This window comes from Streptomyces sp. NBC_01433 (assembly GCF_026340105.1).
Lineage (GTDB): Bacteria > Actinomycetota > Actinomycetes > Streptomycetales > Streptomycetaceae > Streptomyces.
This window is the reverse complement of sequence record NZ_JAPEPM010000001.1, coordinates 1,674,398-1,699,589: the sequence shown is the minus strand read 5'-3', so window position 1 is coordinate 1,699,589 and position 25,192 is coordinate 1,674,398. Positions and strand designations below refer to the sequence as shown.

General features: G+C 70.8%; 26 protein-coding genes and 2 pseudogenes. 11 read left to right on the top strand and 17 right to left on the bottom strand.

What is annotated here, in order from left to right:
- Nucleotide 1: 1 nt before the first annotated feature.
- The gene (locus OG413_RS07545; RefSeq protein ID WP_266803692.1) at nucleotides 2-415 is read left to right on the top strand and encodes a DUF4259 domain-containing protein; all 414 of its coding nucleotides are present in this window, start codon (nucleotides 2-4) and stop codon (nucleotides 413-415) included.
- Nucleotides 416-459: 44 nt separating this feature from the next.
- On the opposite strand, the gene OG413_RS07540 is transcribed toward OG413_RS07545, so the two are convergent.
- The 8 genes from OG413_RS07540 to OG413_RS07505 all read right to left on the bottom strand — a co-directional run bounded on the left by OG413_RS07540 (nucleotide 460) and on the right by OG413_RS07505 (nucleotide 7,913).
- The gene (locus OG413_RS07540; RefSeq protein WP_266803690.1) at nucleotides 460-1,074 is read right to left on the bottom strand and encodes a Uma2 family endonuclease; all 615 of its coding nucleotides are present in this window, start codon (nucleotides 1,072-1,074) and stop codon (nucleotides 460-462) included.
- A gap of 146 nt (nucleotides 1,075-1,220) precedes the next feature.
- Entirely contained in the window at nucleotides 1,221-2,339 is a 1,119-nt protein-coding gene (serC, locus tag OG413_RS07535; RefSeq protein WP_266803688.1) for a phosphoserine transaminase, read from the bottom strand.
- 105 nt (nucleotides 2,340-2,444) lie between these two features.
- On the bottom strand, nucleotides 2,445-3,653 hold the full coding sequence (locus OG413_RS07530) for a cytochrome P450 (protein WP_266803686.1): 1,209 nt from the start codon (nucleotides 3,651-3,653) through the stop codon (nucleotides 2,445-2,447).
- Nucleotides 3,650-4,885, bottom strand: a complete 1,236-nt coding sequence (locus OG413_RS07525; RefSeq protein WP_266809965.1) for a cytochrome P450 — start codon at nucleotides 4,883-4,885, stop codon at nucleotides 3,650-3,652. The genes OG413_RS07530 and OG413_RS07525 overlap by 4 nt, the downstream gene beginning before the upstream one ends.
- A gap of 11 nt (nucleotides 4,886-4,896) precedes the next feature.
- A complete protein-coding gene (locus tag OG413_RS07520) occupies nucleotides 4,897-5,553 on the bottom strand; it encodes an ATP/GTP-binding protein (RefSeq protein ID WP_266803685.1) in 657 nt (218 codons plus the stop codon).
- Entirely contained in the window at nucleotides 5,534-5,905 is a 372-nt protein-coding gene (locus OG413_RS07515) for a DUF742 domain-containing protein (RefSeq protein WP_073718580.1), read from the bottom strand. Before OG413_RS07515 ends, OG413_RS07520 begins: the two co-directional genes overlap by 20 nt.
- Nucleotides 5,902-6,339, bottom strand: a complete 438-nt coding sequence (locus OG413_RS07510; RefSeq protein ID WP_266803682.1) for a roadblock/LC7 domain-containing protein — start codon at nucleotides 6,337-6,339, stop codon at nucleotides 5,902-5,904. Before OG413_RS07510 ends, OG413_RS07515 begins: the two co-directional genes overlap by 4 nt.
- Nucleotides 6,336-7,913: a sensor histidine kinase KdpD gene (locus tag OG413_RS07505; RefSeq protein ID WP_266803680.1), complete on the bottom strand. Its 1,578-nt coding sequence runs from the start codon at nucleotides 7,911-7,913 to the stop codon at nucleotides 6,336-6,338. The genes OG413_RS07510 and OG413_RS07505 overlap by 4 nt, the downstream gene beginning before the upstream one ends.
- 226 nt (nucleotides 7,914-8,139) lie before the next feature.
- Here OG413_RS07505 and OG413_RS07500 point away from each other — a divergent pair, with 226 nt between their 5' ends.
- Nucleotides 8,140-11,001 carry an FAD-binding and (Fe-S)-binding domain-containing protein gene (locus tag OG413_RS07500; RefSeq protein WP_266803679.1) on the top strand — a complete coding sequence of 954 codons (2,862 nt, stop codon included), beginning with the start codon at nucleotides 8,140-8,142 and terminating at the stop codon, nucleotides 10,999-11,001.
- Nucleotides 10,998-11,582, top strand: a complete 585-nt coding sequence (locus tag OG413_RS07495; protein ID WP_266803677.1) for a hypothetical protein — start codon at nucleotides 10,998-11,000, stop codon at nucleotides 11,580-11,582. Before OG413_RS07500 ends, OG413_RS07495 begins: the two co-directional genes overlap by 4 nt.
- A gap of 46 nt (nucleotides 11,583-11,628) precedes the next feature.
- On the opposite strand, the gene OG413_RS07490 is transcribed toward OG413_RS07495, so the two are convergent.
- A complete protein-coding gene (locus OG413_RS07490; protein WP_266803675.1) occupies nucleotides 11,629-12,525 on the bottom strand; it encodes a LysR family transcriptional regulator in 897 nt (298 codons plus the stop codon).
- Between the two features lie 152 nt (nucleotides 12,526-12,677).
- On the opposite strand from OG413_RS07490, the gene OG413_RS07485 reads away from it, so the two are divergent.
- Complete coding sequence (locus OG413_RS07485; RefSeq protein ID WP_266803674.1) at nucleotides 12,678-13,637, top strand: DMT family transporter; 960 nt, start codon at nucleotides 12,678-12,680, stop codon at nucleotides 13,635-13,637.
- A gap of 199 nt (nucleotides 13,638-13,836) precedes the next feature.
- On the opposite strand, the gene OG413_RS07480 is transcribed toward OG413_RS07485, so the two are convergent.
- Nucleotides 13,837-14,079 (bottom strand): CopG family transcriptional regulator, encoded by a 243-nt coding sequence (locus tag OG413_RS07480; RefSeq protein WP_266803673.1) that lies wholly within the window; start codon nucleotides 14,077-14,079, stop codon nucleotides 13,837-13,839.
- Between the two features lie 119 nt (nucleotides 14,080-14,198).
- The gene (locus tag OG413_RS07475; protein ID WP_266803672.1) at nucleotides 14,199-15,263 is read right to left on the bottom strand and encodes an aldo/keto reductase; all 1,065 of its coding nucleotides are present in this window, start codon (nucleotides 15,261-15,263) and stop codon (nucleotides 14,199-14,201) included.
- 118 nt (nucleotides 15,264-15,381) lie between these two features.
- Between OG413_RS07475 and OG413_RS07470 the strand changes: the two genes are divergently transcribed.
- Nucleotides 15,382-16,215 carry a helix-turn-helix transcriptional regulator gene (locus tag OG413_RS07470; protein ID WP_266803671.1) on the top strand — a complete coding sequence of 278 codons (834 nt, stop codon included), beginning with the start codon at nucleotides 15,382-15,384 and terminating at the stop codon, nucleotides 16,213-16,215.
- Between the two features lie 77 nt (nucleotides 16,216-16,292).
- Here OG413_RS07470 and OG413_RS07465 read toward each other — a convergent pair whose 3' ends face one another.
- Together OG413_RS07465 and OG413_RS07460 are read right to left on the bottom strand one after the other, a co-directional pair.
- On the bottom strand, nucleotides 16,293-17,081 hold the full coding sequence (locus OG413_RS07465; protein ID WP_266803670.1) for a DUF5707 domain-containing protein: 789 nt from the start codon (nucleotides 17,079-17,081) through the stop codon (nucleotides 16,293-16,295).
- 221 nt (nucleotides 17,082-17,302) lie between these two features.
- Nucleotides 17,303-17,911 (bottom strand): hypothetical protein, encoded by a 609-nt coding sequence (locus tag OG413_RS07460; protein ID WP_266803669.1) that lies wholly within the window; start codon nucleotides 17,909-17,911, stop codon nucleotides 17,303-17,305.
- A gap of 213 nt (nucleotides 17,912-18,124) precedes the next feature.
- Between OG413_RS07460 and OG413_RS07455 the strand changes: the two are divergent.
- Nucleotides 18,125-18,316: pseudogene (locus OG413_RS07455) on the top strand (transposase); the annotation flags it as partial.
- 68 nt (nucleotides 18,317-18,384) lie between these two features.
- On the opposite strand, the gene OG413_RS46880 reads toward OG413_RS07455, so the two are convergent.
- Together OG413_RS46880 and OG413_RS07445 are read right to left on the bottom strand one after the other, a co-directional pair.
- Complete coding sequence (locus tag OG413_RS46880; protein WP_323137820.1) at nucleotides 18,385-19,296, bottom strand: hypothetical protein; 912 nt, start codon at nucleotides 19,294-19,296, stop codon at nucleotides 18,385-18,387.
- 152 nt (nucleotides 19,297-19,448) lie between these two features.
- Nucleotides 19,449-19,640, bottom strand: a pseudogene (locus tag OG413_RS07445) (hypothetical protein); the annotation flags it as partial.
- Between the two features lie 92 nt (nucleotides 19,641-19,732).
- On the opposite strand from OG413_RS07445, the gene OG413_RS07440 reads away from it, so the two are divergent.
- The 4 genes from OG413_RS07440 (at nucleotide 19,733) to OG413_RS07425 (ending at nucleotide 22,709) form a co-directional block, all read left to right on the top strand.
- Nucleotides 19,733-20,569 (top strand): helix-turn-helix transcriptional regulator, encoded by an 837-nt coding sequence (locus tag OG413_RS07440; RefSeq protein WP_266803668.1) that lies wholly within the window; start codon nucleotides 19,733-19,735, stop codon nucleotides 20,567-20,569.
- Complete coding sequence (locus OG413_RS07435) at nucleotides 20,566-20,775, top strand: DUF397 domain-containing protein (RefSeq protein WP_266803667.1); 210 nt, start codon at nucleotides 20,566-20,568, stop codon at nucleotides 20,773-20,775. Before OG413_RS07440 ends, OG413_RS07435 begins: the two co-directional genes overlap by 4 nt.
- 329 nt (nucleotides 20,776-21,104) lie before the next feature.
- Nucleotides 21,105-21,683 (top strand): DinB family protein, encoded by a 579-nt coding sequence (locus OG413_RS07430; RefSeq protein WP_266803665.1) that lies wholly within the window; start codon nucleotides 21,105-21,107, stop codon nucleotides 21,681-21,683.
- A 234-nt stretch (nucleotides 21,684-21,917) separates the two neighbouring features.
- Nucleotides 21,918-22,709, top strand: a complete 792-nt coding sequence (locus OG413_RS07425; protein ID WP_323137819.1) for a class I SAM-dependent methyltransferase — start codon at nucleotides 21,918-21,920, stop codon at nucleotides 22,707-22,709.
- Nucleotides 22,710-22,814: 105 nt separating this feature from the next.
- Here the strand turns inward: OG413_RS07425 and OG413_RS07420 are convergent, their stop codons facing one another.
- The gene (locus OG413_RS07420; protein ID WP_266803663.1) at nucleotides 22,815-23,717 is read right to left on the bottom strand and encodes a helix-turn-helix transcriptional regulator; all 903 of its coding nucleotides are present in this window, start codon (nucleotides 23,715-23,717) and stop codon (nucleotides 22,815-22,817) included.
- Nucleotides 23,718-23,900: 183 nt separating this feature from the next.
- On the opposite strand from OG413_RS07420, the gene OG413_RS07415 reads away from it, so the two are divergent.
- Entirely contained in the window at nucleotides 23,901-24,848 is a 948-nt protein-coding gene (locus OG413_RS07415) for an alpha/beta hydrolase (RefSeq protein WP_266803661.1), read from the top strand.
- Here OG413_RS07415 and OG413_RS07410 read toward each other — a convergent pair whose 3' ends face one another.
- The gene (locus tag OG413_RS07410; RefSeq protein WP_266803659.1) at nucleotides 24,849-25,172 is read right to left on the bottom strand and encodes a hypothetical protein; all 324 of its coding nucleotides are present in this window, start codon (nucleotides 25,170-25,172) and stop codon (nucleotides 24,849-24,851) included. It lies immediately after the preceding gene.
- Between the last annotated feature and the right edge of the window lie 20 nt (nucleotides 25,173-25,192).

Genomic DNA, 25,192 nt, shown 5'->3' with positions numbered 1-25,192 from the left:
CATGGGCGCCTGGGACATCGGCCATTTCGACAACGACACCGCTGCGGACTTCGGGGGCCGGGTGGACGACGCACCGCCGGAGAAGCGCGCGGATGTCCTCCGGGACGCGCTGACCGCGGTGGTGGGCACGTCGCCGCAGGACTATCTGGACGACGGCGAGGTGGCGGTGGCCGCCGCGGCGCTGATAGCCACCCAGTGCCCCGGCGGTGAGCCCGTCACCACCCCGTACGGCCCGAAGAAGCCCCTGCCCCCGCTCCCCGCCGACCTGCGCCCGCTCGCGGTCCGGGCCCTGGACCGGGTCACCGCGGAGAATTCGGAGCCGCTGGAACTGTGGACGGACGGCGGTGCGGGCGAGCAGTGGCTGGCCGGGGTGGCCGCCCTGCGCGCCGTACTGGCGGCGGCGCCGGGGGAGTGACGGCTCAGCGGTGACCTGAGGGCGGCGGGGTCCCGCCCCGGACCTCAGCGTTTCGGGCGGCCCGCCTGCACCAGCTCGGCGACATCGAGGGAGACCTCGGCGCCGATGGAGGCGGGGAGCGGGGCCTCCTGGCCGGGGGCGTACACCTCGTGCCGGTCGTACCCTCCGGCCAGCGGCTCGGTCAGGACATGGATGCGGCTGTGCTTGCGGTCGAGGATGACGTAGACGGGGATCTTGGCCTGGGCGTACGCGACGACCTTGATACGGAGGTCGTTCTGGTAGTTCCCGGAGGTGACCTCCGCGACCAGACGGAAGACGCTGGGGTCGTAGCAGCTGTTCTCGGCGAGGTGGTCGTCGAAGTCTTCGTCTACCAGGGACAGGTCAGGAATGGCGTAGTCGTGCGGGCCACTGGGCAGCCATACGCCGATACCTTGAATGATGGCGGATTCGCCGTCGTCGAGACCTGCGGCAATGAACGGACGCATCAGTTTGGTCAGTGCGTGGCCGTGTCGGCCGTCCGGCGATGGAGCCACGGTGATGACGCCTCCGATGATCTCGACGCGGCGCCCCGGGAGCTGTTCGGAGAGTTCGTTGGCACTCTCCAGCAGCGAGATCTCCGGTTCACCGTCACAGGGGTGCTCGACTGCTGCTGCAGACATTGCGGGCCTCCTGGAATGGCTGGTGTCGAGAACATCATCGTAGGACGGAGTCGCTCCGGGTGTCCCGCAGGCGATCCGCCACCCGGCCGAGTGAAGCAGAAACGGCCCGGCACACGTCGTGTGCCGGGCCGTCTCCGTACGTCCGGTTACAGCTTCTCGATCACGTAGTCGACGCAGGCCGTCAGGGCCTGGACGTCCGACGGGTCGATCGCCGGGAACATCGCCACGCGCAGCTGGTTGCGGCCCAGCTTGCGGTACGGCTCGGTGTCCACGATGCCGTTGGCGCGCAGCACCTTGGCGACGGCGGACGCGTCGATCTCGTCCGCGAAGTCGATCGTGCCGATGACCTGCGAGCGCTTCGCCGGGTCGGTGACGAACGGGGTCGCGTACTTGGACTCCTCGGCCCAGCCGTACAGGTTCTGCGCGGAGGCGGCCGTGCGGCCGGTGGTGAAGTCCAGGCCGCCCTGGGTGTTCATCCACTTCAGCTGCTCGTTCAGCAGGAAGAGGGTGGCCAGCGCCGGGGTGTTGTACGTCTGGTTCTTCAGGGAGTTGTCGATCGCCGTCGGGAGCGAGAAGAACTCCGGGATGTGGCGGCCCGACGCGTGGACGCGCGCGGCGCGGTCCAGGGCTGCCGGGGAGAACGCCGCGATCCACAGGCCGCCGTCGGAGGCGAAGGACTTCTGCGGGGCGAAGTAGTAGACGTCCGACTCGGTGATGTCGACCGGCAGGCCGCCCGCGCCGGAGGTGGCGTCCACCAGGACCAGGGAGCCCTCGTCGGCGCCCGCGACACGCTTGACCGGCGCGGCGACACCCGTCGAGGTCTCGTTGTGGGTGAAGGCGTAGACGTCGACGCCCGCCTCGGCGCGCGGGTCCGGGTGGGTGCCCGGGTCGGAGGCGATGACCGTCGGGTCGGCCAGCCACGGCGCGAGCTTCGCGGCCTTGGCGAACTTCGACGAGAACTCGCCGAAGTTCAGGTGCTGGGACTTCGACTCGATCAGACCGTGCGTCGCGACGTCCCAGAAGGCGGTGGAGCCGCCGTTGCCCAGGATCACCTCGTATCCCTCGGGGAGGGAGAAGAGGCTGCGTACACCGTCACGTACCTCGCCGACCAGGTTCTTGACCGGGGCCTGGCGGTGGGACGTACCGAGAAGAGAGGTGCCGGTGGCGGCCAGCGCGTCGAGCGCCTCCGTCCGCACCTTGGAGGGTCCGGCGCCGAAACGTCCGTCGGCGGGCTTGATGTCAGCGGGAATCTGGATATCGGCCACGAGTCGGAGCGTAGTCCCTCGGCGGCACGGCGTAAGACCGTGTCCGTCGGATGAGACGGGGGCTCCGACCCGTGGGCCGGGCGTCGCGCGGGCGGCGGCGCGGGGTCAGCCGAGGTCGACCGGGAGCTCGTACAGGTCGTTCTGCGTCACGATCGGCTTGTTGCGCAGTTCGGCGGCGGGCACCGCGAGATCGAGCTTCGGGAAGCGCTCGTACAGCGCGGGCAGCGCGATCCCCGCCTCCAGGCGGGACAGGGCCGCACCCGGGCAGACGTGCGGGCCGTGGCCGAAGGCGATGTGGCGGTTGGGCGTGCGGGCGGCGTCGAACTCGCCCGCCGTCGGGCCGTACTGCGCCTCGTCGCGGCCCAGCGCGCCGAAGGAGACGATCAGCGCCTCACCCTTCGGCAGCACCTTGTCGCCGACCTCCACGTCCTCGGTGGCGAACCGGATCAGGACGTGCGAGGTCGGGGTGTTCCAGCGCAGTGTCTCCTCGATCACGCTCTCCCACGCGATCTCCCCGTTGAGCACCCGCTCGCGCTGCTCGGGGTGGGTCTGGAGCGCCTCGACGACGTTGACGATCAGGCTGATCGTGGTCTCGTGACCGGCCGCGATGATCAGCTGGAGCGTGTTGACGATCTCCTCGTCGGTGAGGTGGTCACCGTCCTCGGAGGCCGCGATCAGGGCGCTGGTCAGGTCGTCGCCCGGGTTCGTCCGCTTGCCGTCGACGATCTTCGTGAACAGGGCGCCTAGGTCCGCCATCATCCGCGGGACCTCCTCGGGCGGGGTCTGCGTCGAGAAGAACTTCTCGAACAGCTCCTTGAGGCGGGGGTGATCGGCGGCGTCCACGCCCATCAGCTCACTGATGACGTTCATCGGCAGCGGGTAGGCGAACTCCGCCTTCAGGTCGACGCTCTGCCCCTCGGGCAGCGCCGCCAGCCGGTCCAGGCTCGCGTTCGTCAGTGCCTCGATGCCCGACCGCAGCCGCTCCACCCGCTTCACGGTCAGGGCCTGCGCGACCAGGGTGCGCAGCCTGCGGTGCTCGGTGCCGTCGACCGTCAGCATGGAGCGGCCCGGGTTGGCGAGGCCGATCAGGGGCCAGTCCATCGGTATCTCGCCGCGCTGCCAGGCGCCCCAGACGTTGATGTCCTTCACGATCCGGCTGTCCGTGAGCAGCGCCTTCGCCTCGGCGTGGTGCGTGACGGCGTAGCAGTGCACCCCGCCCGGCAGCTCCACCTCGGCCAGTGGTCCGGCCGCCCGCAGTACGGCGCCCTCGCCGTCGAGGTCAGCGACGAAGGGGTCCAGGGCGATCCGGGTCATGGTCTTCCTCCGAGAGCGGGGGTGGGAGTGAAACGCACCGGCAGGTCGGTCAGACCGCGCAGCCAGGGCGAGGGGCGGCGGGTCAGCGCCTCGGCGCGGACGGCGAGGTCCACGTCGGGCAGCCGGTCCAGGAGGACTTCGATGCCCGTACGGGCGATGACCTCGGCGGTCTCCTGGGCGGGGAACGGGCAGCGGTGCTCGCCGTGGCCGAAGGAGAGGAAGGCGTTGTTGCCGCCGGTGAGGGCCGAGGCGTGGGTCCGTACCTGCGGGTCGCCGTTGGCGGCGGCGATCCCGAGGAGCAGCAGGTCCCCGGCGCGGATGTGCCGGCCGCCGAGGTGGGTGTCGCGGGAGGCCCACCGCCCGGCGACGTTCTGGGTGGGGGTGTCCTCCCAGAGCACCTCGTTCATCGCCTCGGCGACACTGTGCCGCCCGCCGGAGAGGGAGGCGGCGAACCGGTCGTCGGTGAGCATGAGGCGCAGCGAGTTGCCCATCCAGTCGGCGGTCGGCTGGTGGCCCGCGGCCATCATGACCATCAGGTCCTGGGCGATCTCCTCGTCGGTGAAGCCCCCGTCGTCGGCGAGCATCCGGCTGGCGACGTCGTCGCCCGGCGCGGTGTGCTTGTCGGCCAGCAGCTGGACCATGGACGAGGCGAGGTGCTGCTGTCCGGCGAGCGCCCGCTCCCGGCCGTCGATCATGTCGTTGATCGAGCCGACGAGCGCGGCACCGGTCTCGTCGGAGAAGCCGTAGATCTTCGCCAGGACGCGTACGGGGAGCAGCATCGCGTACTCGGCGATGATGTCCGTCCCGCCGGTGGAGCAGAACCGGTCGATGAGACCGTCGGCGAACTCCTCCGCGTACCGCTTCAGCGAGAACGGGTCGACGCCCTCCAGGGCGTCGCTGATCATCATGGCGCGGCGGCTGTGCCGTTCGCCGACCGTGTAGAGGATCGAGGGCTGCTTGCGCCCGATCATCGGCAGCAGCGGCCAGTCGGCCGGGATGCGGTCCCACTGGTTCCAGAGGTCCGAGTCCCGGCTGAAGAGCACCGGATCACCGGTGACCTGGTGCAGTTCGCGGTATCCGAGGATCAGCCAGGCCGGTACGTCGCCGTCGAGGACGACCGGGGCCACGGAGCCGTGGTCGCGCCGCATGTCCCGGTACAGCCGCACGGGGTCGGTCTGGAAGCGGGGTCCGGACAGCGGTACGGACCCGTGGGTGACGGGGCAGCCCGTCACGGGGAGAGCGGTCACGGGGTGGGCTCCGGGGTCTTGGCTGCCGGGGACGCCGAGGTCGCCGTCAGGGCCGCTTGTGGGGTCCGGGCACGGGCGGCCAGCGTCTGGAGGTGTTCGACGAGCGTGATCAGCACGTACTTGCTGGAGGACCGGTCCCGGGCGTCGCACTCGACGAGCGGGATGTCCTCGGAGAGGTCCAGGGCCTCCCTTATCTGCTGCTCGGTGTGGAGCGGGCCGCCGAAGTCGTTGCACGCGACGATGAAGGGCGTGCCGTGGTGTTCCAGCCGGTCGATGGCGTACCAGGAGTCGGCGAGCCGCCGGGTGTCGACGAGGACGACGGCGCCCAGCGTCCCGGAGAACAGCCGGTCCCACAGGAACCAGAAGCGTTCCTGTCCGGGCGCGCCGAAGAGGTAGAGCACCGAGCGTGCGTCGAGCGTGATGCGGCCGAAGTCGAACGCGACCGTGGTGGACGTCTTCGCGTGCACGCCGTCGAGGTGGTCGACGGCCTCGCCCGCGCGGGTCATGGTCTCTTCCGTGTTCAGCGGGCGGATCTCGCTGACGGAACGGACCATGGTCGTCTTGCCGACGCCGAAGCCGCCGACGACGACGATCTTCAGTCCGTTGTCGGCCGTCGCCCGCAGGGCGGCACGGTCAGAGGTTGCGGAGTCCAACGAGCACCTGTTCCAGGATGTCGGGGTCGGGGAGCCGGTCCGCGACACGGGCCGTACGGGGGTGGCGGGCGCTGATCCGGCTGGTGTCGAGCAGGTCGCAGAGCATGATGCGGACGATGCTGACGGGCAGGCTCAGGCTCGCGGCGATCTCGACGACCGCCGTGGGGCGCTCGCACATCCGCAGGATCGCGACGTGTTCCGACTGCATGCCGGGGGACGGATCGCATTCCGAGACGACGAGGGTCACCAGGTCGAAGGCGGCCGAGTCGGAGCGGCTGCGGCCACCGGTGAGGGTGTAGAGCCGGTCCGGATCGTCGTCGCGACCGGGTCGGGGGCGGGGCGCCGTCGTCATACGGCCGTGGTTTCGGCCGCGGCCGGGCCCTCGGCGGGATAGCGCGGCGGGGCGACGAGGTGCTCGCCGAGCTGCTCGACGAGTTCGCTCATGTTGTGGCCGACGAGGCCGACGTCGGAGTCCTCCGCGGCGACGACCGCGAGGTGGGCGCCCGCGCCCGCCTCGACGATGAACAGCACACCGCCGTAGAACTCGGTCATCGCGGACCGTACGCCGCCGGTGCCGTCACCGAACTCGATGGACGCGCCGTGCGACAGGCTCTGGATTCCGGCGGAGATCGCGGCCAGCTGGTCCGCCTGGTCGACGGAGAGCTCGGGGGTGCGGCACAGCTTGAGGCCGTCCCGGGACAGGACGAGGGCGTGCCGGGTGCCGGGCGTGCGTTCGAGCAGCCCCTCCAGCAGCCAGTTGAGCTTCTCGTCGGTGGTCGCGGTCATCGGGTGTTGCCTTCCGGGTGCGGGGAGTTGGCTCGTACCGCCTTGCTGAAGGTGCTGAAGCGGGCTGCCTGGACCTTCGGGTCGGTGGTACGGGGCCGGGGGCTTTCGGCTTCGCCGGGGGTGGCGGTGCCGGTACGGGACTCGGCGGCGGCCAGCGTGCGGCCGCGACGGCGCTTGGGAAGGCCGCTCTCGCCGAACTGGGGAACGGCGCCGGTCGATTCGGAATCCGGACCCTGGGGGCCGGTGTCCCGGTCCTGGTCGGGGCCGTGCGAGCCGGGGCCGTGCGCGCCGGGGGCCGGGTCCGGCGCGGGCCGGGCGGCGGGGACGGGCGCGGGGGTGGCGTCCGGGTACGCGGCCGGTGCGTGCGCGGGCTCCGGCTCGGCGGACGCGCGGGGGTCGGTCACCGGCGCGGGGAGCGCCGCGGCGGACGCGAGCGGGGTGGGTGCCGGGGTGGGCGCGGCCGGGGCGGCTGCCGTGGCCGACGGGGTGCGGGAGATGAGGTCCTGAGGCAGCATCATCAGCGCGCCGGTGCCGCCGCGCGCGGACGGCCGGAAAGAGACGGTGAGTCCGTGTTTACGGGCCAGCCGGCCGACGACGGCGAGGCCGAGCCGGGTGCCGGACAGGCCGGTGAGGTCCTGGTTCTCGGCGGACACCGCACGCTCGGCGCGGCGCAGCTGCACCTCGCTCATGACCAGGCCGCTGTCCTCGACGGTGATGACGATGCCCGCCGGGACCTCCTCGACGTACACATGCACTTCGGCGGTGGGCGGCGAGAAGTTTGCGGCGTTGTCGAGCAGCTCGGCCAGGGCGTGCATGACGCCCTCGGCCGCGTGCCCGGCGATGGCGACGTCGCTCGTCGAGTGCAGGCGCACCCGCTGGTAGCTGCCGATCCGGCCCATCGCGCCACGCAGGATCGACTCCATGACGATCGGCTTCGCCCAGCGGCGACCGGAACGCGCACCGGTCAGCACGGCGATGGAGTCGGCGAGCCGGCCCGCCTGGGCGGTGCGGTGGTCCAGGTGCAGCAGATCCCCGAGTACGTCCTCCGAGGCGTGCCGGTGCTCCATGTCCCGCAGGTCGGCCAGCATGCTGGTGGCCAGGGCCTGCATGCGGCCGGCGGCGTTGGCGCAGGCGGCGACGGCGGCGGACCGCTCGGTCTCGGCGCGGGTGGCGCGCGCGGTGAGCTGCTGGGACTCCGCGGTCAGACGGGCCCTCTCCGCCGCGGTCGCGGCGGTGATCCGGGACATCTCGGCCCGCGCCTCGGACGTGACCCGGGCGGTCTCGGCGGTGAAGCGCTGCGCGTCGGCCGCCGAGGCGGAGACCAGACGCGAGGTCTCGGCGGTGAACCGCTGGGCCTCGGCGGCCCGCTGGGCACGCAGCGCGCGGGCGGCGCCCAGAGTGCGGACGATGACGGCCAGGGCGACGCTCAGCAGTACGGCGGCGGCGCCCGCCCCCCAGGCCAGCGGGGTCCTCACAGAGTCGGGGGCGACGGCGACGGCCCACACGGTCAGTGAGCCGGTGACGATTGCCGAGATCAGCAAGGCGAGTGCGGTCGGCCGGAATGAGGGGCGCAATCGGAGTCCTTGGGAGCGGACGGTGCGGGACAGGTCAGATCGGGACAGTTCGTCACGAGTATGGATGATCGTGACAACTGGAGCTGATAATTCCTGCTCAAGTCTTGGTCACTATAAGAGAATTGACGATTGGTTTGGGAAGTTCTTGTGGGCTTTTATATTCCGAATGTGCCTTTGCGCCCGGTCCTGTCCCAAGAGTTCACTCCGTCGAAGGCATCCTGAGGGCATGGCCGAACAGCGCGAGGGGATTTCCGGACAGACGGGCGACCTGAGGCACGACCTCGGTGCCGCCGTACGCGGAGAGGTCGATTTCGGCGCCTCCGCGCGGGCGCTCATGACGATGGACGCCTCGAACTACCGCCGTGTGCCCGTCGGCGTCGTCGCCCCGCGCGACGCCGACGACATCGCCGCCGCGCTCGCCGTCTGCCGTGAACACGCGGTTCCGGTCGTCCCGCGCGGCGGCGGGACGTCCATCGCCGGGCAGGCCACCGGGACCGGCGTCGTCCTGGACCTCACCCGCCACCTGCGGTCGATCGTGGAGCTGGACGCCACCTCCCGTACCGCCGTCGTCCAGCCGGGCGTGATCCTGGACGACCTGCGGGCCGCCGCGGCACCGCACGGGCTGACCTTCGGACCCGACCCGTCCACGCACAGCCGCTGCACGCTCGGCGGCATGATCGGCAACAACTCCTGCGGCGCGCACTCGGTGGCCTGGGGCACCACCGCGGACAACGTGCACGCGCTGACGGTCGTCCGCTACGGCGGCGAGACGCTGAGACTGGACCGGGGTCTCGCCGATGTCCCGCCCGGCCTGCGCGCACTCGTCGACGCCAACCTCGCCCTGCTCCGCACCGGTTACCCCGACCTCCCGCGCCGCATCTCCGGCTACGCGCTCGACGCCCTGCTCCCCGAACACCCGGGCGGCCCCGACCCGGCCCGCGCCTTCTGCGGCAGCGAGGGCACCCTGGCCGTCGTCGCGGAAGCGACCGTCCGCCTGGTCGAGGCCCCGCGCTCCCGCGCGCTCGCCGTCCTCGGGTACGCCGACGAGTCCGCCGCCGCCGAAGCCGCCGCCGGTCTCCTCCCGTACGGCCCGCTCACCGTCGAGGGCATGGCCGCCGACCTCGTACGCGAACCGGCGGGTCTGCCGCGCGGCGGGGCCTGGCTGTTCGTCGAGACGGGCGGGGCGACCCCGGCCGAGGCCCGCGCCCACGCCGAACGCGTCCTGCGGGCGGCCGACGCGCTCGACGGTTCGGTCGTCACCGACCCGGTCGGACAGCGCGCCCTGTGGCGCGTCCGCGAGGACGCCGCCGGCACGGCGACCCGGATGCCCGACGGCAGCGAGGCCTGGCCCGGCTGGGAGGACTGCGCGGTTCCGCCCGCCCGGCTCGGCCCGTACCTCCGTGACTTCCGCGCCCTGCTCACCGACCACGGGCTGCGCGGCACGCCCTACGGCCACTTCGGCGACGGCTGCATCCACGTCCGGATCGACTTCGACCTGCTGAGCACCGAAGGCGTGGCACGCTTCCGCCGGTTCTCCGAGGAGCAGGCGGACCTCGTCGTCGCGCACGGCGGCTCCCTCAGCGGGGAGCACGGCGACGGCCAGGCGCGCGCCGAACTGCTGCCCCGGATGTACGGGGACGAACTCGTCGGCGTCTTCCACCGCTTCAAGGACCTGTGGGACCCGGACGGCGGCCTGAACCCCGGCATGCTCGCCCGCCCGGACCCCCTCGACGCCAACCTCCGCTTCGCCGTGCTGCCGAAACGCCCCGTGGACGTCGCCTTCGGCTACCCGCAGGACGGCGGCGACTTCACGGCGGCCGTCCGCCGCTGCGTGGGCGTCGCGAAATGCCGTACGGACACGGCAGCGGGCAAGGGCACGGACGTGATGTGCCCGTCCTTCCGGGCGACCGGGCAGGAGGCCCACTCGACGCGGGGCCGGGCCCGGCTGCTGCACGAGATGCTGGCGGGCGAGGTGGTCACGGACGGCTGGCGGTCGACGGAGGTGCGGGACGCGCTCGACCTCTGCCTGTCCTGCAAGGGCTGCCGCAGTGACTGCCCGGTGGGCGTGGACATGGCCACGTACAAGGCGGAGTTCCTGCACCACCACTACAAGGGGCGGCTGCGCCCCGCGTCCCACTACGCGATGGGCCGGCTGCCCCGGTGGCTGCGGCTCGCCGCCCCGTTCGCCCGTCCGCTGAACGCCCTGGCCCGGACGCGCCCGCTCGCCGCGCTCGCCAAACGGCTGGCGGGCATCGCGCCGGAACGGACGATTCCGGTGCTGGCGACGGAGACGTTCGCACGGTGGATGCTAGTGCGGGCGGGCAAGGGGACCCAGATCTTCTCGACCGACCAGGTGGTGGCCCTCTGGCCGGACACCTTCACCGACCACCTCTCCCCGGAGGTGGGGCGGGCGGCGGTACGGGTCCTGGAGGCCACGGGCCGCACGGCATACCTCCCGGCCCGGGGCGTGTGCTGCGGCCTCACCTACGTGTCGACCGGCCAGCTCGACGCGGCCCGCCGGGTGATGCGCCGCACCCTGGACCGGGTGGACCTCTTCCCCGGCCAACCGCTCGTCGTCCTCGAACCGAGCTGTGCCGCCACCCTGCGCACCGACCTTCCCGAACTGCTCCCCGACGACCCGCGGGCCGCCGAACTCGCGGCGTCCGTACGCACCTTGGCCCAGTACCTCCAGGAGTACGCCCCCGACTGGACCCCGCCCCGCACCGAGCGCCCCGTCGTGGGCCAGACGCACTGCCACCAGCACGCGGTACTGGGCGACGACGCCGAGCGGCGGCTCCGGGAGCGGATGGGGCTCACCGGCGGACTGAGCGGCGGCTGCTGCGGGCTCGCCGGGAACTTCGGCTTCGAGAAGGGCCACTGGGAGGTGTCGGTGGCCTGCGCGGAGGAACAACTCCTGCCGTCCGTACGGGCGGCGGAGCCCGGTACGGAGATCCTGGCGGACGGATTCTCCTGCCGGACCCAGCTGGAACAACTGGCCGGACGCCGGGCCAGACACCTCGCGGAGGTGCTGGCGGAGGGGCTGGACATCGAACAGAACGATCCCGCGGTGGGGACGGGGTCCTCGTGACCGGGGCCGGGGAGGAGGAGCATCGGATCTCGGACGGCCTGTCGATCATGCACGCGCTTGAGCGCACGCTCGGCCACAGGCATTCCGAGAGGACTCCGCAATGGGCAGATCTCGGCTTCCCCGTGATCGACCGGGGCACGTACGCGATCTTCCCGCTCGCGGTGGCCCGTGTGCGGGAGGACGGCGATTGCGGAACGGCCGAGCGCCTGTCGGACATGGCGCGCAGCCTGCGGCGCGGCTGCGTCCACTTCTTCGGGGGCGACGATTTCCATGCGGAGACGGAGCTCGATGCCGAGGACGGGTACGGCCGGAAGCTCGCTGACGCCGGAGCCGTCGTCACCGGACCGCCCTGGGAGTGCTTGTGGTGCGTCCAGCGCTTCGCCGTGGTGCTCGCGCACTCGGTCGATCAGCAACGTGCGTGGGAAACCCTGGCCCTCCACATCGTCCCGATCGACTGGGTCCGGTACCGCCCGCTCAACTCGGGGACGAAACGCGAAGCATCCCGCCGGCGGCGGATCATCAGGGAACGGGACGCCGCCGATGTGGTCTGGTCGTGGCCGCTTCCGGTTCCGGACGAATGAGAAGTCAGTGATGCGGCTCCCGGCCCGTCGTGCGATGCGGCAGCCCTCAGGGCCGGGCGTTGTGGTCCCGCCCCACGATCTCGCGGGCCAGCGCGGCGAGTTTCGGCAGCGCGGGGTGGCCGGGGGCGTCCCGGCGGGCGAGCAGCACGGGCAGTGGCGGGGCGTCGTCGAGCGGGCGGTAGGCCACCCCGGTGTGCGGATGCATCCCGGCGGTGGAGGCGCCGGACACCCCGCTGCCGCGCCCGGCGGCGATGGCGGTGAGCCAGTCGTCGGTGTTGGCGACGGTGAGGGTGGCGGCGGGCCGGGCGTGCGGCGGCCACAGGTCGAGGGCGGTGGTGCCGGAGACGGTGTTCAGGACGACCGGACCGGCCGCGAGATCGGCGAGCGTGAGGGAGGTACGGGCGGCGAGCGGGCCGTCCGCCGTCACCGCCGCCACCCGCGTCTCGGTGAACAGCACCTCGGTGACGAGCCCCGGCGCGTCCACCGGCCCGCGCAGCAGGGCCGCGTCGACCTCGCCCCGGGTGAGCCCGGCGGTGCGGTCGTCGATCCGCAGCAGTTCGAGCGGGGTGTCCGGGTAGCGCTCCTGCCAGGTCCGCAGCAGCGGTGTGGTGTACGGGCCGAAGGCGGACCAGGCGTGCCCCAGGCGCAGGGGCCAGTGGCGCAGCCGTCCGGAGTCGAGCGCCTCGTCGAAGGCGGCGACCGCTGCGGCGGCCTTGTCGCGGAAGGCGACGCCCTCGGGGGTGAGGGCGAGGTGGTGGGTGGAGCGGTCGACGAGCCGGACGCCGAGGTGTTTCTCCAGGGCGGCGAGAGTACGGGAGACGGCGGGCTGGGTGAGCCGGAGGCGGGCGGCGGCGCGGGTGACGTTGCCCTCGTCCGCGACGGCGAGGAAGGCCCGCAGGTGCCGGAGCTCCACGGGGCGGCCGGAAGTAGGTTCCATGCTCATGCGCGGGGAGCATAACGTGAGCCCAACAGGCATTTCACGGGACGCGCCGGGGTCCCTACGGTGGAAGGACACGGCGATGTGGTCAGTCCAGTATCGTCACTTGTCCGGTGCATTGTGTTGTACTGGAGTCTCTCCCTCCGGAAGGCCAGCCCGTGAACGACCGGCGCACTGCCGCAGAATCGGCCGCAGCGGCCGTCGCCGTACCCGAGGCGGTGTCGGCGCTGGACGAGACCGGCGGCGGTGCGGGACGCCCGGGTGGCCGACGGGCCGCGCTGGCCCCGGTCGTGCTGGTGGTCGCGGGCGGCCTCTCGGTCCAGTTCGGCTCGGCGGTCGCGGCGCTGCTGATGCCGAAGGCCGGTGCGCTCGGCGTCGTCACCCTGCGCCTGGCCGTCGCCGCGCTGGTCCTGCTGATCGTCTGCCGCCCCAAGCTGCGCGGCCACTCGCGGGCGGACTGGGGCACGGTGCTGGCCTTCGGTGTCGCGATGGCCGGGATGAACACGCTCTTCTACCAGGCGCTGGACCGCATCCCGCTCGGTATCGCCGTCACGCTGGAGGTGCTGGGCCCGCTCGCCCTCTCCGTCATCGTCTCCCGCCGCCTGATCAACGTCCTGTGGGCGGGCCTCGCGGTGGGCGGGGTCGTCCTGCTCGGTGGCGGGGGCTTCGACCGCCTGGACCCGGTCGGCGCGGCGTACGCCCTGGGCGCGGGCGCGATGTGGGCGGCGTACATCATCTTCAGCGCCCGCACCGGCCGCCGCTTCCCGCAGGCGGACGGCCTGGCCCTGGCGATGGTGGTCGCGGCGGTCCTCTCGCTGCCGCTGGGCATCATCGAGTCGGGCAGCAAGCTGGTGGTCCCCTCCACGCTGGCGCTCGGCGCGGCGGTGGCGATGCTCAGCTCGGTCCTCCCGTACACCCTGGAACTGATGGCCCTGCGACGGCTCCCCGCCTCCACGTTCGCCGTGATGATGAGCCTGGAACCGGCGATCGCGGCGGCGGCGGGCTTCCTGATCCTGGACCAGGCCCTGTCCACCACCGACGCCCTCGCCATCGCCCTGGTCATCGGCGCGAGTGTGGGCGCGGTACGCAGCCAGGTGGGCGGCGGCAGGAAGGGCTGAGCCGGGGCTCACTTGTCGGCGGGCAGGACGCGGAAGGCGTCCAGTCCCGGTGTCAGGGGCGCTGGACCAGCTGATCCAGTTCGGTGATGACCAGGGGAGAGACGGCAAGCCGCTCGTTCCTCAGGATCTCGGCCGCAGCGGAGTGCCTCCTGGGCGGCATCGAACGCGGCGTACAGGGCGGATGCATCGGAGACGATGATCAACGGCGGGCCGCTCGTTCCTTGATGTGCTCGTAGAGCGTGTCGTCCATGGCCTCGGAGGTGAGCGGGCGGCCGCTGTTGAACACGGGCATCTCATGGCCCCGCTTCGGACGCTCCGCGTTGTCGAGGAGCAGGGCGACACCGCGCCTGATGAGCTCGGCCTTGCTGACGCCGGTGGCGGACGACTCGGCGTCCCGTCGTACTTCCAGCTCCTCCGGGAGGTACACGGTCGTCTTTTTCACGCTTCCACGCTACGCACCCCGCCAGACGTATGGCACTCCGGCGAACTCCTCCGGGAAACACCTCGCCGAACAGCGCCCCGGGGACAGCGGTAGTGCCGCCCCCGGCGCTCGATCGGGTATCAGCGGCGGGCTTCGATCCTCAGGTCGCCGCGGGTCACCGCGCGCATCCTGTCGCCCGCGAGCATGTCGTGCGGGAAGCCGAGTTCGATCGCACTGGCCTTGGCGAGGCGGGCCAGTTGAGAGGCAGTGAAGTCGACCTCCAGGGCGCCCAGATTGTCCGCCAGCTGCGCGGGGGTGCGGGCGCCGATGAGCGATGCCGTCACATCCGGATTCCGCAGGGTCCAGGCCAGCCCGACCTGGGCGGTCGTGCGGCCCAGCTCCGCGGCGACCTCCTTCACGACCTCGGCGATGTCCAGGCCGCGCTCAGTGAGCCCCCCGTTGGCGAGGGTGAAACTCTTCCGGGTGCCGTCCTCGGCCGCGGCGTTCGTCGTGGTCAGGTCGTCGCGGCTGTACTTGCCGGTGAGCACCCCGCCGGCCAGCGGCGAGTACGGCACCACGCCCAGCCCCATCTCGCGTGCCATGGGGATCAGGTCACGCTCCCCGGTGCGCTCGATCAGGCTGTACTCGATCTGCAGCGCGACCAGCGGCGACCAGCCGCGCAGGTCGGCGATCGCCTGCATGCGCGACACCTGCCAGGCCGGGACGTTGGACATCGCCACGTACAGGACCTTGCCCTGCCGGACCAGGTCGTCCAGGCCGCGCAGGATCTCCTCGACCGGCGTCGTGAAATCCCACACGTGCAGGTAGAGCAGATCGATGTAGTCCGTATTCAGCCGGCGCAGACTGGCTTCCACCGACGAGAACAGGCTCTTTCGGTGACTGCCCCCGGAATTCGGGTCGCCGGGCCGGCGCAGCGTCGTGTACTTCGTCGCCAGCACCAGGCTTTCGCGGTTGTCGCGGGTGAATTCGCCCAGCAGCCGCTCGGAGCTGCCATCGGTGTAGGTGCTGGCGGTGTCGATGAAGTTGCCGCCGTGCTCCACGTAGAGGTGGAACAGCTTGCGCGCCTCGTCCTGCTCGGCGCCCCAGCCCCATTCGGTGCCGAAGGTCGCCGTGCCCAGCGCCAGTGGTGAGACCCGCAGACCGGAGCGGCCCAACAGCCGGTAGGTGTCGAGGGTGAGCGACATGGTGTCCTCCTGCGGTAGCGATCCGTTGTCGATAACGAAGTCTGTGACCGCCGCGCACCGGGGATAAGGGAAGGAAGTTCCTGGGAACGCCGGTCCTACCCACGCTGTTGGACCGAGCATGATGACCCGCACCGTGGACACGACACAGGAGCTGGCCGCGTTCCTGCGGACCCGGCGCGAACGGCTGGACCCGCAGGATTTCGGCCTGCCATCACGTCGGCAGGCGCGGCGGACCCCCGGACTGCGCCGCGAAGAGGTCGCCGAACTGGCCGGGGTCAGCACCGACTACGTCGTGCGGCTGGAACAGGCCCGCGGGCTGCGGCCCTCGGCGGACGTGGTGGAGGCGCTGGCCCGTGCGCTGCGCCTGCCTCCCGCCGAACGCGTCTACCTCTTCAATCTGGCCCAGCAGCGCCCCCGCATCGCCGACAAGCCCGCCGACGCCCCGGCCCCGCCGCTGGCCCGACTGGTCGACGACCTGTCGCCGCTGCCGGTCATGCTGTTGAACCACCGCTACGACATCCTGGCGTGGAACGGCGAAATGGCGAGGTTGCTCCTGGACTTCGACACCCTGCCACCGTCGCAGCGCAATGCGATGTGGCTGTGCCTGATGCATCCGGAGATCCGTGATCTCTATGTCGACCGCGAACGCGTGGTGCGGGAGGGGATCGCCCACCTGCGCGCCGCGTGGGCCGCGCATCCGGAGGACCGGGCGTTGACCGACCTCATCACCGCATGCACCTCCCACAACGAGGAATTCGCGCGACTGTGGGCCGAACAGGACATCAAGGTCAACGGCCGCGGGCGCAAGGTGCTGCACCACCCCGACGCCGGTGTGATCGCGGTGCATTTCGAAGTCCTCACGCCACTCGAAGATCCTGACCAGCGACTGGTGATCTACCGCGCCGCGGACGAGGAGAGCCGGGCGGCCCTGGACCGGTTGTGCGCGCGGTGACGTCGTTCCGGCGTTCCGGCATGTTGCCGGACCGTCGAATCGCTGTCCCGGCGGTGGTACTGGTGGGCCCGCGAGGGTTACTTCACGTCGACGTAGTCCGCCGTGGAGGCGACCGCCGGGGTGGTGGACGTGCCTGCGAAGAAGTAGCGGAAGTGGCCGTCCGCCGTGGCCTTCGTCGTCGTCCTCAGGTTGCCCTTGCTGTCCGTCGTGGCGGTCTTGAGGGTCTTGTAGGTGCTGGAGCCTTTCTTCTTGAACTGGAGCTTCACCGGCTGCTTGGTGTAGCCCCCGTACTTGTAGGTCTCCCAGTTGGCGCGGGTCAGGGCACCCGTGACGGTGATCGTCTTGTTCTTCTTCACCGGTTCCGGCGAGGCGTTGACCGTCAGCCTGGAGTTGCGCAGGACTTTCGCCTTCGCGGCGGAATCCTTGGTGATGTAGTCACCGTCGTTGGCCAGGGCAGGGGCACTCACGGTCCAGGTCCCGGCCGTGGTGTTGTCCTGAGGGTCGACGCGCGGGTTGATTTCCAGCGTGTAGGTGCAGGTGGTCGTGGTGAAGCTCTGCCGCACGCACTTGCCCGCGAAGTTGTCGGGCATCACGAGACCGTGATAGTCGCCGTTCGGGAAGGGCGTGTGCCACATAACCGGGAAGGTCTTTCCGACCTCGATGCCCGAGTCGTCCGTGGCGGTCACCGCGATGGTGAACGTCTTCACGTACGTGGTCCCCAGAACGATGTCCCTCCCGCCGTTGACGACCACATTCGTGATCCTGATGTCGCCCGAGGAGTCATCCGCCTGGGCGGCCCCCGGAATCGTGAGCGCGGACAGGGCGAGGGCCCCGGCGAAGCCTGCCACGGTGGTGCGGTGATGCATGAACGCGTTCTCCCCATGTTCCAGCGCCTCAGGAACGTCCCGAGGCGGAGCTGACAACGGCCCCCGGTACGCGGGTGGCACGCACATGACCATCAGGTCGCGGTAATGGTTGCCCATCGATCACACGGCTGCCAGGACGAGCGCGGGGCTCACGCCATCTTCCGGCCCCGGGGTGTTCCGGCCTTGGTCGGACCATCGGTACAGCAAGTGACGTCCGGGGGTCAGGGGAGTTCGGCGACTTTCACTCCGCGTAGTTGGCGGAGGAGGAGGAAGGCGAGCATGCCGGGGTGGCGGGGTTTGCTGTAGGGGGAGAGCTGTCCGTTCTCGGTGGAGACCCAGCCGGTGGTGGTGAGGCGGTAGAGGGTGCCGGATACCCCGTAGAGGTGGGGTTTGCGTACGCGTAGGAGGACGTGTTCGCCGCGGCGGAGGAAGGGGCATTGTCGCAGGGAGATGCGGGCGTGTTCCGTACAGAGCGGGGGCATGGTGGTGAGTGATTTCTCGGGCCAGGTGGGGGGTGAGTCCTCGCGCTGCCAGTCGATGAAGAGCCAGCCTTCTTTGTTGCGGTCTGCGGGCTGTGCGCAGATCTGGCACAACAGGTGTTCCATGCAGGTGCGTTGGCGGGTGGAGTGGAGGGAGTCGTACTGGACGTGGCCGGGGTCGGGGGACTCCTCGATGCGGACCCAGAGGTTGCCGTGGTTGTCGCGGTCCTTTGGGCGTACGTCGCGGTAGGCGAGTCGTGGCCCGTTCGCGGTGAACTCGACGTCGAGGGTGGATTCCGGCATGCCTCTGTCGGTGCTGCGTGAGGCGACGTACGGGGTGAGGAGAGGCATGGGTTCCTCCGTAAGTTGTTAGGCGGCCCGGGAGGGCCGGATGTGGCTTATGGGTTCTTGCCTTCAGTGGCTCCCAAGGAGTGGCCGTCCGGCTCTCCGGGGCGCCCTGGCTGCTGATTGAGATGTGCGCGCTGTGTGCGGTCGCTGATTACGGAGACGGCAGCGGGGTGTTCCTCGGGCCGACGGCATGTCGTGCGGAACGAGGAGGGGCGAGTGAACGAGCGGAAGACCCAGGTCTGGGCCGGCGTGGATGCCGGCAAGGGCCACCACTGGGCGGCCGTGGTCGACGAGACCGGTGCCACCCTGTGGTCGAAGAAGGTCGACAACGACGAGTCGGCGATCCTGACCGCGCTCGGCGAGATCCTCGACCTGGCGGACCACGTCCACTGGGCGGTGGACATCTCCTTGTGGGGGTGGAGCCGCCCGGCTGCCGCCGTCCCGATGACAGGGGGCAGCCGGGCGGGGCTTGGGGGTTACTGGGCTGCCGGGTGTGTGCCGTGGGTGTGGGGTGCTGTGGTGGGCGGGGTGGGTTTCGCGTAGGGGCAGCCGGGTTTGGTGCCGGTGCAGAGGTTGCAGTGGGGGCAGTCCTGGATCCGGGTCTCGGGGTTGTTTTCCACGGGGATCGCTCCATGCCTTGGTACGGGGAGGGGAAAGGGGCGCTGGTAGGGGCTGGTCCGGTGTGGCCGGGGGTGGCGGGCCGTCCGGCCGGTGAGGGTCAGGTGGAGGCCGACGGCCGGGTCGGTCACGGTGAGCAGGGTGCCGGGGCCGGATTCCATCTGGTGCAGTGCGTCGGCCTGGCGCTGGTCGTCGGCGGCCCAGGCACGGAGGCTTTCGGGAGCGTCGGAGCCGTGAAAGGTGACCGGCCGGACATCGTTCCCTGCCCGTGTCCAGGGGGTGGTGTCGGGAGATATGAGGTGTCCGTGCCCGTCCGCGAGCCGTAGTGCCTGCCTGCGGAGCCATCGCAGGGCGAGGCGGCGGTTGGGCGCGGTGATCCGGCCGAGGGAGACGGGGCGTCTGGTTCCGGTGGTCACGGTGATCTCGGCGACGTAGTCCGTGCCAGCGCCTGTGGCGGTGGCGGGTTCGCCGTGGCGGGGGCCGGGGGCGGGGCGGACCAGGCGCTGGAGAAGGTCGGCCGCCGCTTCGACCGCGTGCAGCCGGGCGGTGCGTTCCGCGTCGTGCCGGGCGATCGCGGCGTCCAGCCCGGCGAGGAACAGGGCCCGGTAGGCGGGGTCGGTCTCGATACGTTGCAGCTCGGCGAACAGCGGTTGTGGTGTGGGTGGTTGTGGGGCGAGTGCCCGGATGATCCGGGGGAGGTAGCGGCGCAGGAGGATTCCGGCGGCTCCGAGGGTGAGGGCGAGCCGGACCGTCAGGAACCCCGGCCTCATGACGGTGTTCCGTGCTCGGCGGTCTCGTGGCGCCGGCGCGAGGCCCGGCAGGCGGCCTGTTTGGTGGCGTCGCGCTCGGCTCCGGCCACGGCCTCGGCGTGGTCGATCTCCTGGCAGCCCCGGCACGGCTCCGGCGCGGGCGGGCCGTCGTGGACGACCGGCCGTACGCGCTCGGGGTCGGCCTCCCACTCGGGGCCGCCGCCGACCGGCCGGAGCGACCAGTACGGTCCGGCGAGCCCACGGAACTCACCTACGCGACCGGCGCGGCTGGTGTCCGTCAAGAGGGTGCCGGGGGCGGGTACGTGGGGGGTACGTCCGTTCGGAGAACCGTTTTTCGTGGACACGATCGTTCCTCTCCGTGGTCATTTCGCTACCAGGTGAGACGAGCGTGACCTAAAGTCTGGCTGTCTTCAACGTTCCTTAAGGGGAGGGCACATTGGTAAACCGCAAGGAGTTAAACCCCGAAGCGAGCCCGCAAGCCGCCTTCGGGGCGCGTGTCCGCAAGTCGCGTGAGGCTCGCGGCTGGACGCAAGACGAGCTTGCCGTGCTGGTCGGCTACTCGGGCAGGCATATCTCAGCAATCGAAACGGGACGCAAACCTCCAACTCTCCGTTTCTCGCGGAGCCTGGATACCGTGCTGGGGCTCACTGGAACAGCAGAGGCGTTCGAGCGCACATGGGGAGAGCTGCGGAACGGCAGCCTGTTGGAGGGCTTTCCGGAGTACGTGGCGTATGAGGGACGAGCCGCAGAAGTCAGGTTGTTCGAAGTCGGCATCGTGCCCGGCCTGCTCCAGACCCCGGAGTATGCGACGATCCTGGCTGCAAGCGCGGTGGCGCGTGGGGCGATCACGCCCGAGCAGGCTGACGAGCGGGTGGCGTTGGTTGCCGAGAGGCAAGCCGCACTTGTGCGCATGCCGCTGCCGCTGGTGGTTGTCGTGCTGGACGAGAGCTGCATTCGCCGGTCAATCGGCGAAACTGCCGCCATGGATGCGCAGTTGGCACGGCTGGTCGAGTTCGCTCGGCAGCCGAACACCATGCTTCAGGTTGCCCCGTTCGATCTGGCGCACCGGCCGTTCTATCTGCCGATAACGGTGTTGACGATGCCGGACCGCTCCCTGATGTCGTACGCAGAGTCTTCGCAGCGGGGGCATCTCGAACGGGAAAGCACTTCGGTCTTGCCCATGCTGACGGCCTACCATCAACTACAAGCAGAATCGCCCTCCCAGGCGACATCCGTGGCCATGATCGAGCAGTTACGAAAGGGCACTCCGTGACGACCGAATCCCCTCGTTGGTTCACGTCCTCGTACAGCGACAACGGCGGCCAATGCGTCGAGGTCGCTGCCAACCTCGCCGCCTCGCGCGGCATGGTCCCCGTACGTGACTCCAAGGATCTGAGCGGTCCCACCCTGGACCTTCGTGCCGATGCGTTCGCTTCCTTCGTGGCGGGCGTCAAGGCCGGAGAGTTCGGCACCGTCTGAACACCCGGTTCCTCACCGAGCCGGACAGCCCCGTCGTGCGCCGCATGGTGGGGCTTCGTGCTGTTCGGGTCGCAACACGGTTTTCAGTGGGCGTCGACTACAGGGATTGAAGGGAGTTACCAGCCGCCGCGTCCTCCTTCCCACAGCGCCGTGCCAGGGTTCGCAGCTCTCCTCGCGTACGTGGACGGGTATCCGGTCGGCCACGCGTACGGCAACACCAGCGAGCAACGCGCTGTGCAGGCCGGGCTGGCGGGGCCACGCGGGTGTACCTGGCGCGGACCTGCCGGAACGTCCTCGTCCGCCCGGTCGCGCGACGCAGAATCGCCTGGTTGATCCCGAACCATCAGAAGGACATCACCATGACGTCGACCGGCTCCGACCTCCCGCAGTCCGTGGAGCGCGAGGACCTGCTGGCGCTGGTCGCCGACCAGCGCACCAACTTTCTCTACACCGTCGCGGACCTCACCGAGGAGCAGGCACGCTCCCGTACGACGGTGAGTGAGCTGACACTCGGCGGGCTGGTCAAGCACCTCGCGCAGGTGCAGCGCGGCTGGCTCGAAGTGGTCGACGGCACGGCGCCGACGAAGGTCGAGTGGTCCGACCTCGACCCCGACGGCAACCGGCTGACGGAGTCCGAGTCGCTGGCCGGAGCGGTCGACGCCTTTCACGCCGCCGCCCGGGAGTTCGACCGCACGGTCCGGGAGGAGGCCGATCTCGACCGTACGGTGACGCTGCCGGAGTACCCGTGGTCGCCGCCGGAGCCGGTCACCTGGACCGTCCGGCACGTCCTGATGCACGTCTTCCGGGAGATCGCGCACCACAGCGGCCACGCGGACATCGTGCGCGAAGCCCTGGACGGCGCCAGTACCACCGCGCGGATGGCGGAGGCCGCCTCGCGCGGGGAGTGACTTTCCGAACCGGGTCATCAAGACCGTCGCCCGCGACGCCTACGGCTTCCGCGACCCCGGCAGCCAAGCCCCTACGCACCCGCTGCGCGACCACCCGTCGAGCCCGTGGGCACCTCGACGCCCGCTAATTTCGTTGAGCCCGCACCTGTGATCGTGTTGGCTACGGGACAGCCCTTAGCGGCGCCGAACTGTCCGTACCGCGGGTGTCCGCTTGGCTGTAGCAGGGAGTTAAACGTGCAGGACATGGGTGTCGACCCCGTTGCCCATAATCGGGCGGCCTGGGACAAGTACGTCCAAGAGGGCAACGAGTGGTCGACGCCGGTGAGTGCTGAGGATGTCGAGCGCGCCCGCATGGGCGACTGGTCGATTGTTCTCATCGGGCGTGAGCCGGTCGACCGCTCCTGGCTGCCGACGGACCTGACCGGCAAGGACGTGTTGTGCCTGGCCTCCGGCGGTGGCCAGCAGGGGCCGATCCTCGCCGCCGCGGGGGCGCGGGTCACCGTGTTCGACAACTCGCCCGGCCAGCTCGGTCAGGACCGGATGGTGGCGGCGCGCGACGGACTTGAGCTGCGCACCGTCCTGGGTGACATGCGCGACCTCAGCGCCTTCGGCGACGCGGCGTTCGACGTCGTATTCCATCCGGTCTCGAACTTGTTCGTACCCGACTTGGCACCGGTGTGGCGTGAGTGCTTCCGCGTCCTGCGACCGGGCGGAACTCTGCTCGTGGGCTTCCTCAACCCTGATGTGTACTTGTTCGACCACGAGGCGCTCGACGAGCGCGGCGAGCTGGTCGTCGCGCACAAGCTGCCCTACAGCGATGTCACGCAGTACTCCGCCGAGGAACGCGCCACGAAGTTCGGCGCGGATGCCGCTCTTGAATACAGCCACACCCTGACCGACCAGATCGGCGGGCAACTCGCCGCGGGGTTCGTCCTCACCGGCTTGGCGGAAGCGCCGCACCAATCCAACGCATCCGCTCAATACATGTCGAACTATTTTGCGACGCTGGCGGTCAAGCCGGGCTGACCCAGCCGTGGGGCCGGCCGGGACGGCCGTGTCTCCGCATGGTCAAGTGGAGCGCTGTGCCGGCCCGGCCCCCACTGACTTCGCCGAGCCGGGACAGGGCGCGGGCTAACGGCCGCGGCTTCGCTCCGTGGCGTGGCCGTCCGGCTGGGCGGTCGCGTGGGCGGACCACTGGAGGAGGAAGCGCAGTGATTCCTGGGAAGGCGAGTCCGGTGGGGCCGTGTAGGCGACGAGTTGCTGGTCGGGCTGTGTGCCGACGCGGAACTGTTGTACGTCGAGGGTCACGGAGCCGATGACCGGGTGGCGGTAGGTCTTGGTGAGCTGCCTGGGCCCGCGGACCTGGTGACTTGCCCACCAGGCCCGGAAGTCCGCGTCCCGGACGGTGAGTTCGCCGACCAGGGCGGTCAGGGCCGGGTCACCGGGGTTGCGTCCGGCCTCCATCCGCAGGACCGCGACGCACTCGCGGGCGGCGCGGGGCCAGTCCGCGTACAGGGACCGGTAGGCGTCGTCGAGGAAGGTCAGCCGGATCAGGTTGCGCTCGGACGCGGGCAGTGCGGCGAAGTCGGTCAGCAGGGCTGCCGCACCCCGGTTCCAGGCCAGCACGTCCATGCGGCGGTCGAGGACCATGGCGGGGATGTCGCGCATGCCGTCGAGCAGTTGCCGCAGCCGCGGGTCGACCTGCTGCCCGGCGGGCTGTCGGGCGGGGGCGGCCTGCGTGGTGTCGGCCACGGTGAACAGGTACGCGCGTTCGTCCGGGGCGAGTTCCAACGCGTCGGCGAGGGCGTCGAGGACCGGGCGGGAGACCCGGCGGGTCCGGCCCTGTTCCAGCCGTACGACGTAGTCGATGCTCACGTGCGCGAGCTGGGCCAGTTCCTCACGGCGCAGGCCCGGTACCCGGCGCGGGCGGCCGTCGTCGGGCAGGCCGACGCGGCGCGGGTCCAGGGCGGCGCGGCGGGCGCGCAGGAAGTCGCCGAGTTCCTTGCCGCCCGGCGGATCGCGGCGGTTGTCCATGGTTCCCAGTGTCCGCCAGGTTCCGGCCGCGTGCCTGGTACCGGTCTGCACAGGCAGGGCTCTCCCTGGCACCTCGTAGCGGGCTGCGCGACGGTGGTGGAGGTGGCCCGGCGCACTCGACGCGGTCACCGGTATCCCGCCCTCGGGGCGGGGCCGCCCCTGTCATGACCGGAGAGCATCACCATGAAGACGGACGTCAGCTTTCCCAGCGCCGGCCTGGAGCTCGCCGGTCACCTCTACGCGCCCGACGGCGAAGCCGGTGGTACCCGCCCCGCCGTCGTGGTGGGTCATCCCGGCGGCGGGGTGAAGGAACAGGCCGCCGGTCTGTACGCGCGGCGCCTGGCCGAGCGGGGCTTCGTCGCCCTCGCGTTCGACGCCGCCTACCAGGGCGAGAGCGAGGGCACCCCGCGCGGCCTGGAGGACCCGGCCCATCGGGTGGAGGACATCAAGGCCGCGGTCTCGTTCCTCACCACCCGCGACGGTGTCGACCCCGACCGCATCGGGGTGCTGGGCATCTGTGCCTCCGGCGGGTACGCGCTTCCCGCCGCCGCCACCGACCACCGCATCAGGGCCGTCGCCGCCGTCAGCGGCGTCGACATCGCCCGCCAGTTCCGTCTGGGTGCCGACGGCGCGCAGGACCCCGCCGTCATCCAGGGCATGCTCGACGCGGCCGCGGCCGCGCGTACCGCCGAAGCCCGCGGTGAGGGCGTGCAGAGCTTTCCGCTCTTCCCCGACACCGCCGAGCAGGCGCGCGCCCTGGGCGGCCGGCACGGCTTCGAGGGCTTCGAGTACTACCGCACCGACCGCGCCCAGCACCCGCGCGCGGCACGGTTCTTCACCTGGTCCAGCGTCGACCGCATGGTCGGCTTCGACGCCTTCCGCTTCGTCGACCTGATCGCACCCCGCCCGCTGCTGCTGATCGTCGGAAGCGAGGCGGTGACCTCCTGGATGGCCGTGGAGGCGTTCCAGAACGCTCGCGGCCCCAAGGAACTGCACTGGATCGACGGAGCCGACCACGTCGACCTCTACGACAGAGAGCCGTACGTCGGCCCCGCGGTCGCGAAGCTCACCGACTTCTTCGGGACCCACCTGGCCACGGCCGGGCAGACCGGCCGTGCCGCCGTGGCCTGACTACAGCGACGCCAGCACGGCTGCCCCGGCGAAGACGATATTCAGGTCGATCACGACCTCCTCACCCTCCCAGCGCCCGCGCTCCGAGATCACCAGGCCGATCAGTGCCAGATCACCGGCCTGGTCCCGCAAGGTGGACTGCTCAGAGGTCTCCTCACCGAGGTCACCCGACTCATCACGCTCCCAGGCAGCCACCGCGGCCTCGGCCACCGCCCTGGGCAGTCGCACCGTGACATGGCCGACCTGCGCGTCGACGTGCTTCCCGATCGCTGCCAGTACCGTCGAGTCCGCCCGGTACCGGACGTACGCCTCTTCATCCACCACAGGGCGAGGCTACGCGGGCC

What these genes read in the sequence shown, in the direction of transcription:
- OG413_RS07545 (WP_266803692.1), top strand. Translation starts at nt 2, where the DNA reads ATGGGCGCCTGGGACATCGGCCATTTCGACAACGACACCGCTGCGGAC.
- OG413_RS07530 (WP_266803686.1), bottom strand. Translation starts at nt 3,653, where the DNA reads ATGACCCGGATCGCCCTGGACCCCTTCGTCGCTGACCTCGACGGCGAG.
- OG413_RS07475 (WP_266803672.1), bottom strand. Translation starts at nt 15,263, where the DNA reads ATGTCGCTCACCCTCGACACCTACCGGCTGTTGGGCCGCTCCGGTCTG.
- OG413_RS07510 (WP_266803682.1), bottom strand. Translation starts at nt 6,339, where the DNA reads ATGACCGCGACCACCGACGAGAAGCTCAACTGGCTGCTGGAGGGGCTG.
- OG413_RS07490 (WP_266803675.1), bottom strand. Translation starts at nt 12,525, where the DNA reads ATGAGCATGGAACCTACTTCCGGCCGCCCCGTGGAGCTCCGGCACCTG.
- OG413_RS07415 (WP_266803661.1), top strand. Translation starts at nt 23,901, where the DNA reads ATGAAGACGGACGTCAGCTTTCCCAGCGCCGGCCTGGAGCTCGCCGGT.
- OG413_RS07500 (WP_266803679.1), top strand. Translation starts at nt 8,140, where the DNA reads ATGGCCGAACAGCGCGAGGGGATTTCCGGACAGACGGGCGACCTGAGG.
- OG413_RS46880 (WP_323137820.1), bottom strand. Translation starts at nt 19,296, where the DNA reads ATGAGGCCGGGGTTCCTGACGGTCCGGCTCGCCCTCACCCTCGGAGCC.
- OG413_RS07515 (WP_073718580.1), bottom strand. Translation starts at nt 5,905, where the DNA reads ATGACGACGGCGCCCCGCCCCCGACCCGGTCGCGACGACGATCCGGAC.
- OG413_RS07460 (WP_266803669.1), bottom strand. Translation starts at nt 17,911, where the DNA reads ATGCCTCTCCTCACCCCGTACGTCGCCTCACGCAGCACCGACAGAGGC.
- OG413_RS07465 (WP_266803670.1), bottom strand. Translation starts at nt 17,081, where the DNA reads ATGCATCACCGCACCACCGTGGCAGGCTTCGCCGGGGCCCTCGCCCTG.
- OG413_RS07420 (WP_266803663.1), bottom strand. Translation starts at nt 23,717, where the DNA reads ATGGACAACCGCCGCGATCCGCCGGGCGGCAAGGAACTCGGCGACTTC.
- OG413_RS07540 (WP_266803690.1), bottom strand. Translation starts at nt 1,074, where the DNA reads ATGTCTGCAGCAGCAGTCGAGCACCCCTGTGACGGTGAACCGGAGATC.
- OG413_RS07470 (WP_266803671.1), top strand. Translation starts at nt 15,382, where the DNA reads ATGATGACCCGCACCGTGGACACGACACAGGAGCTGGCCGCGTTCCTG.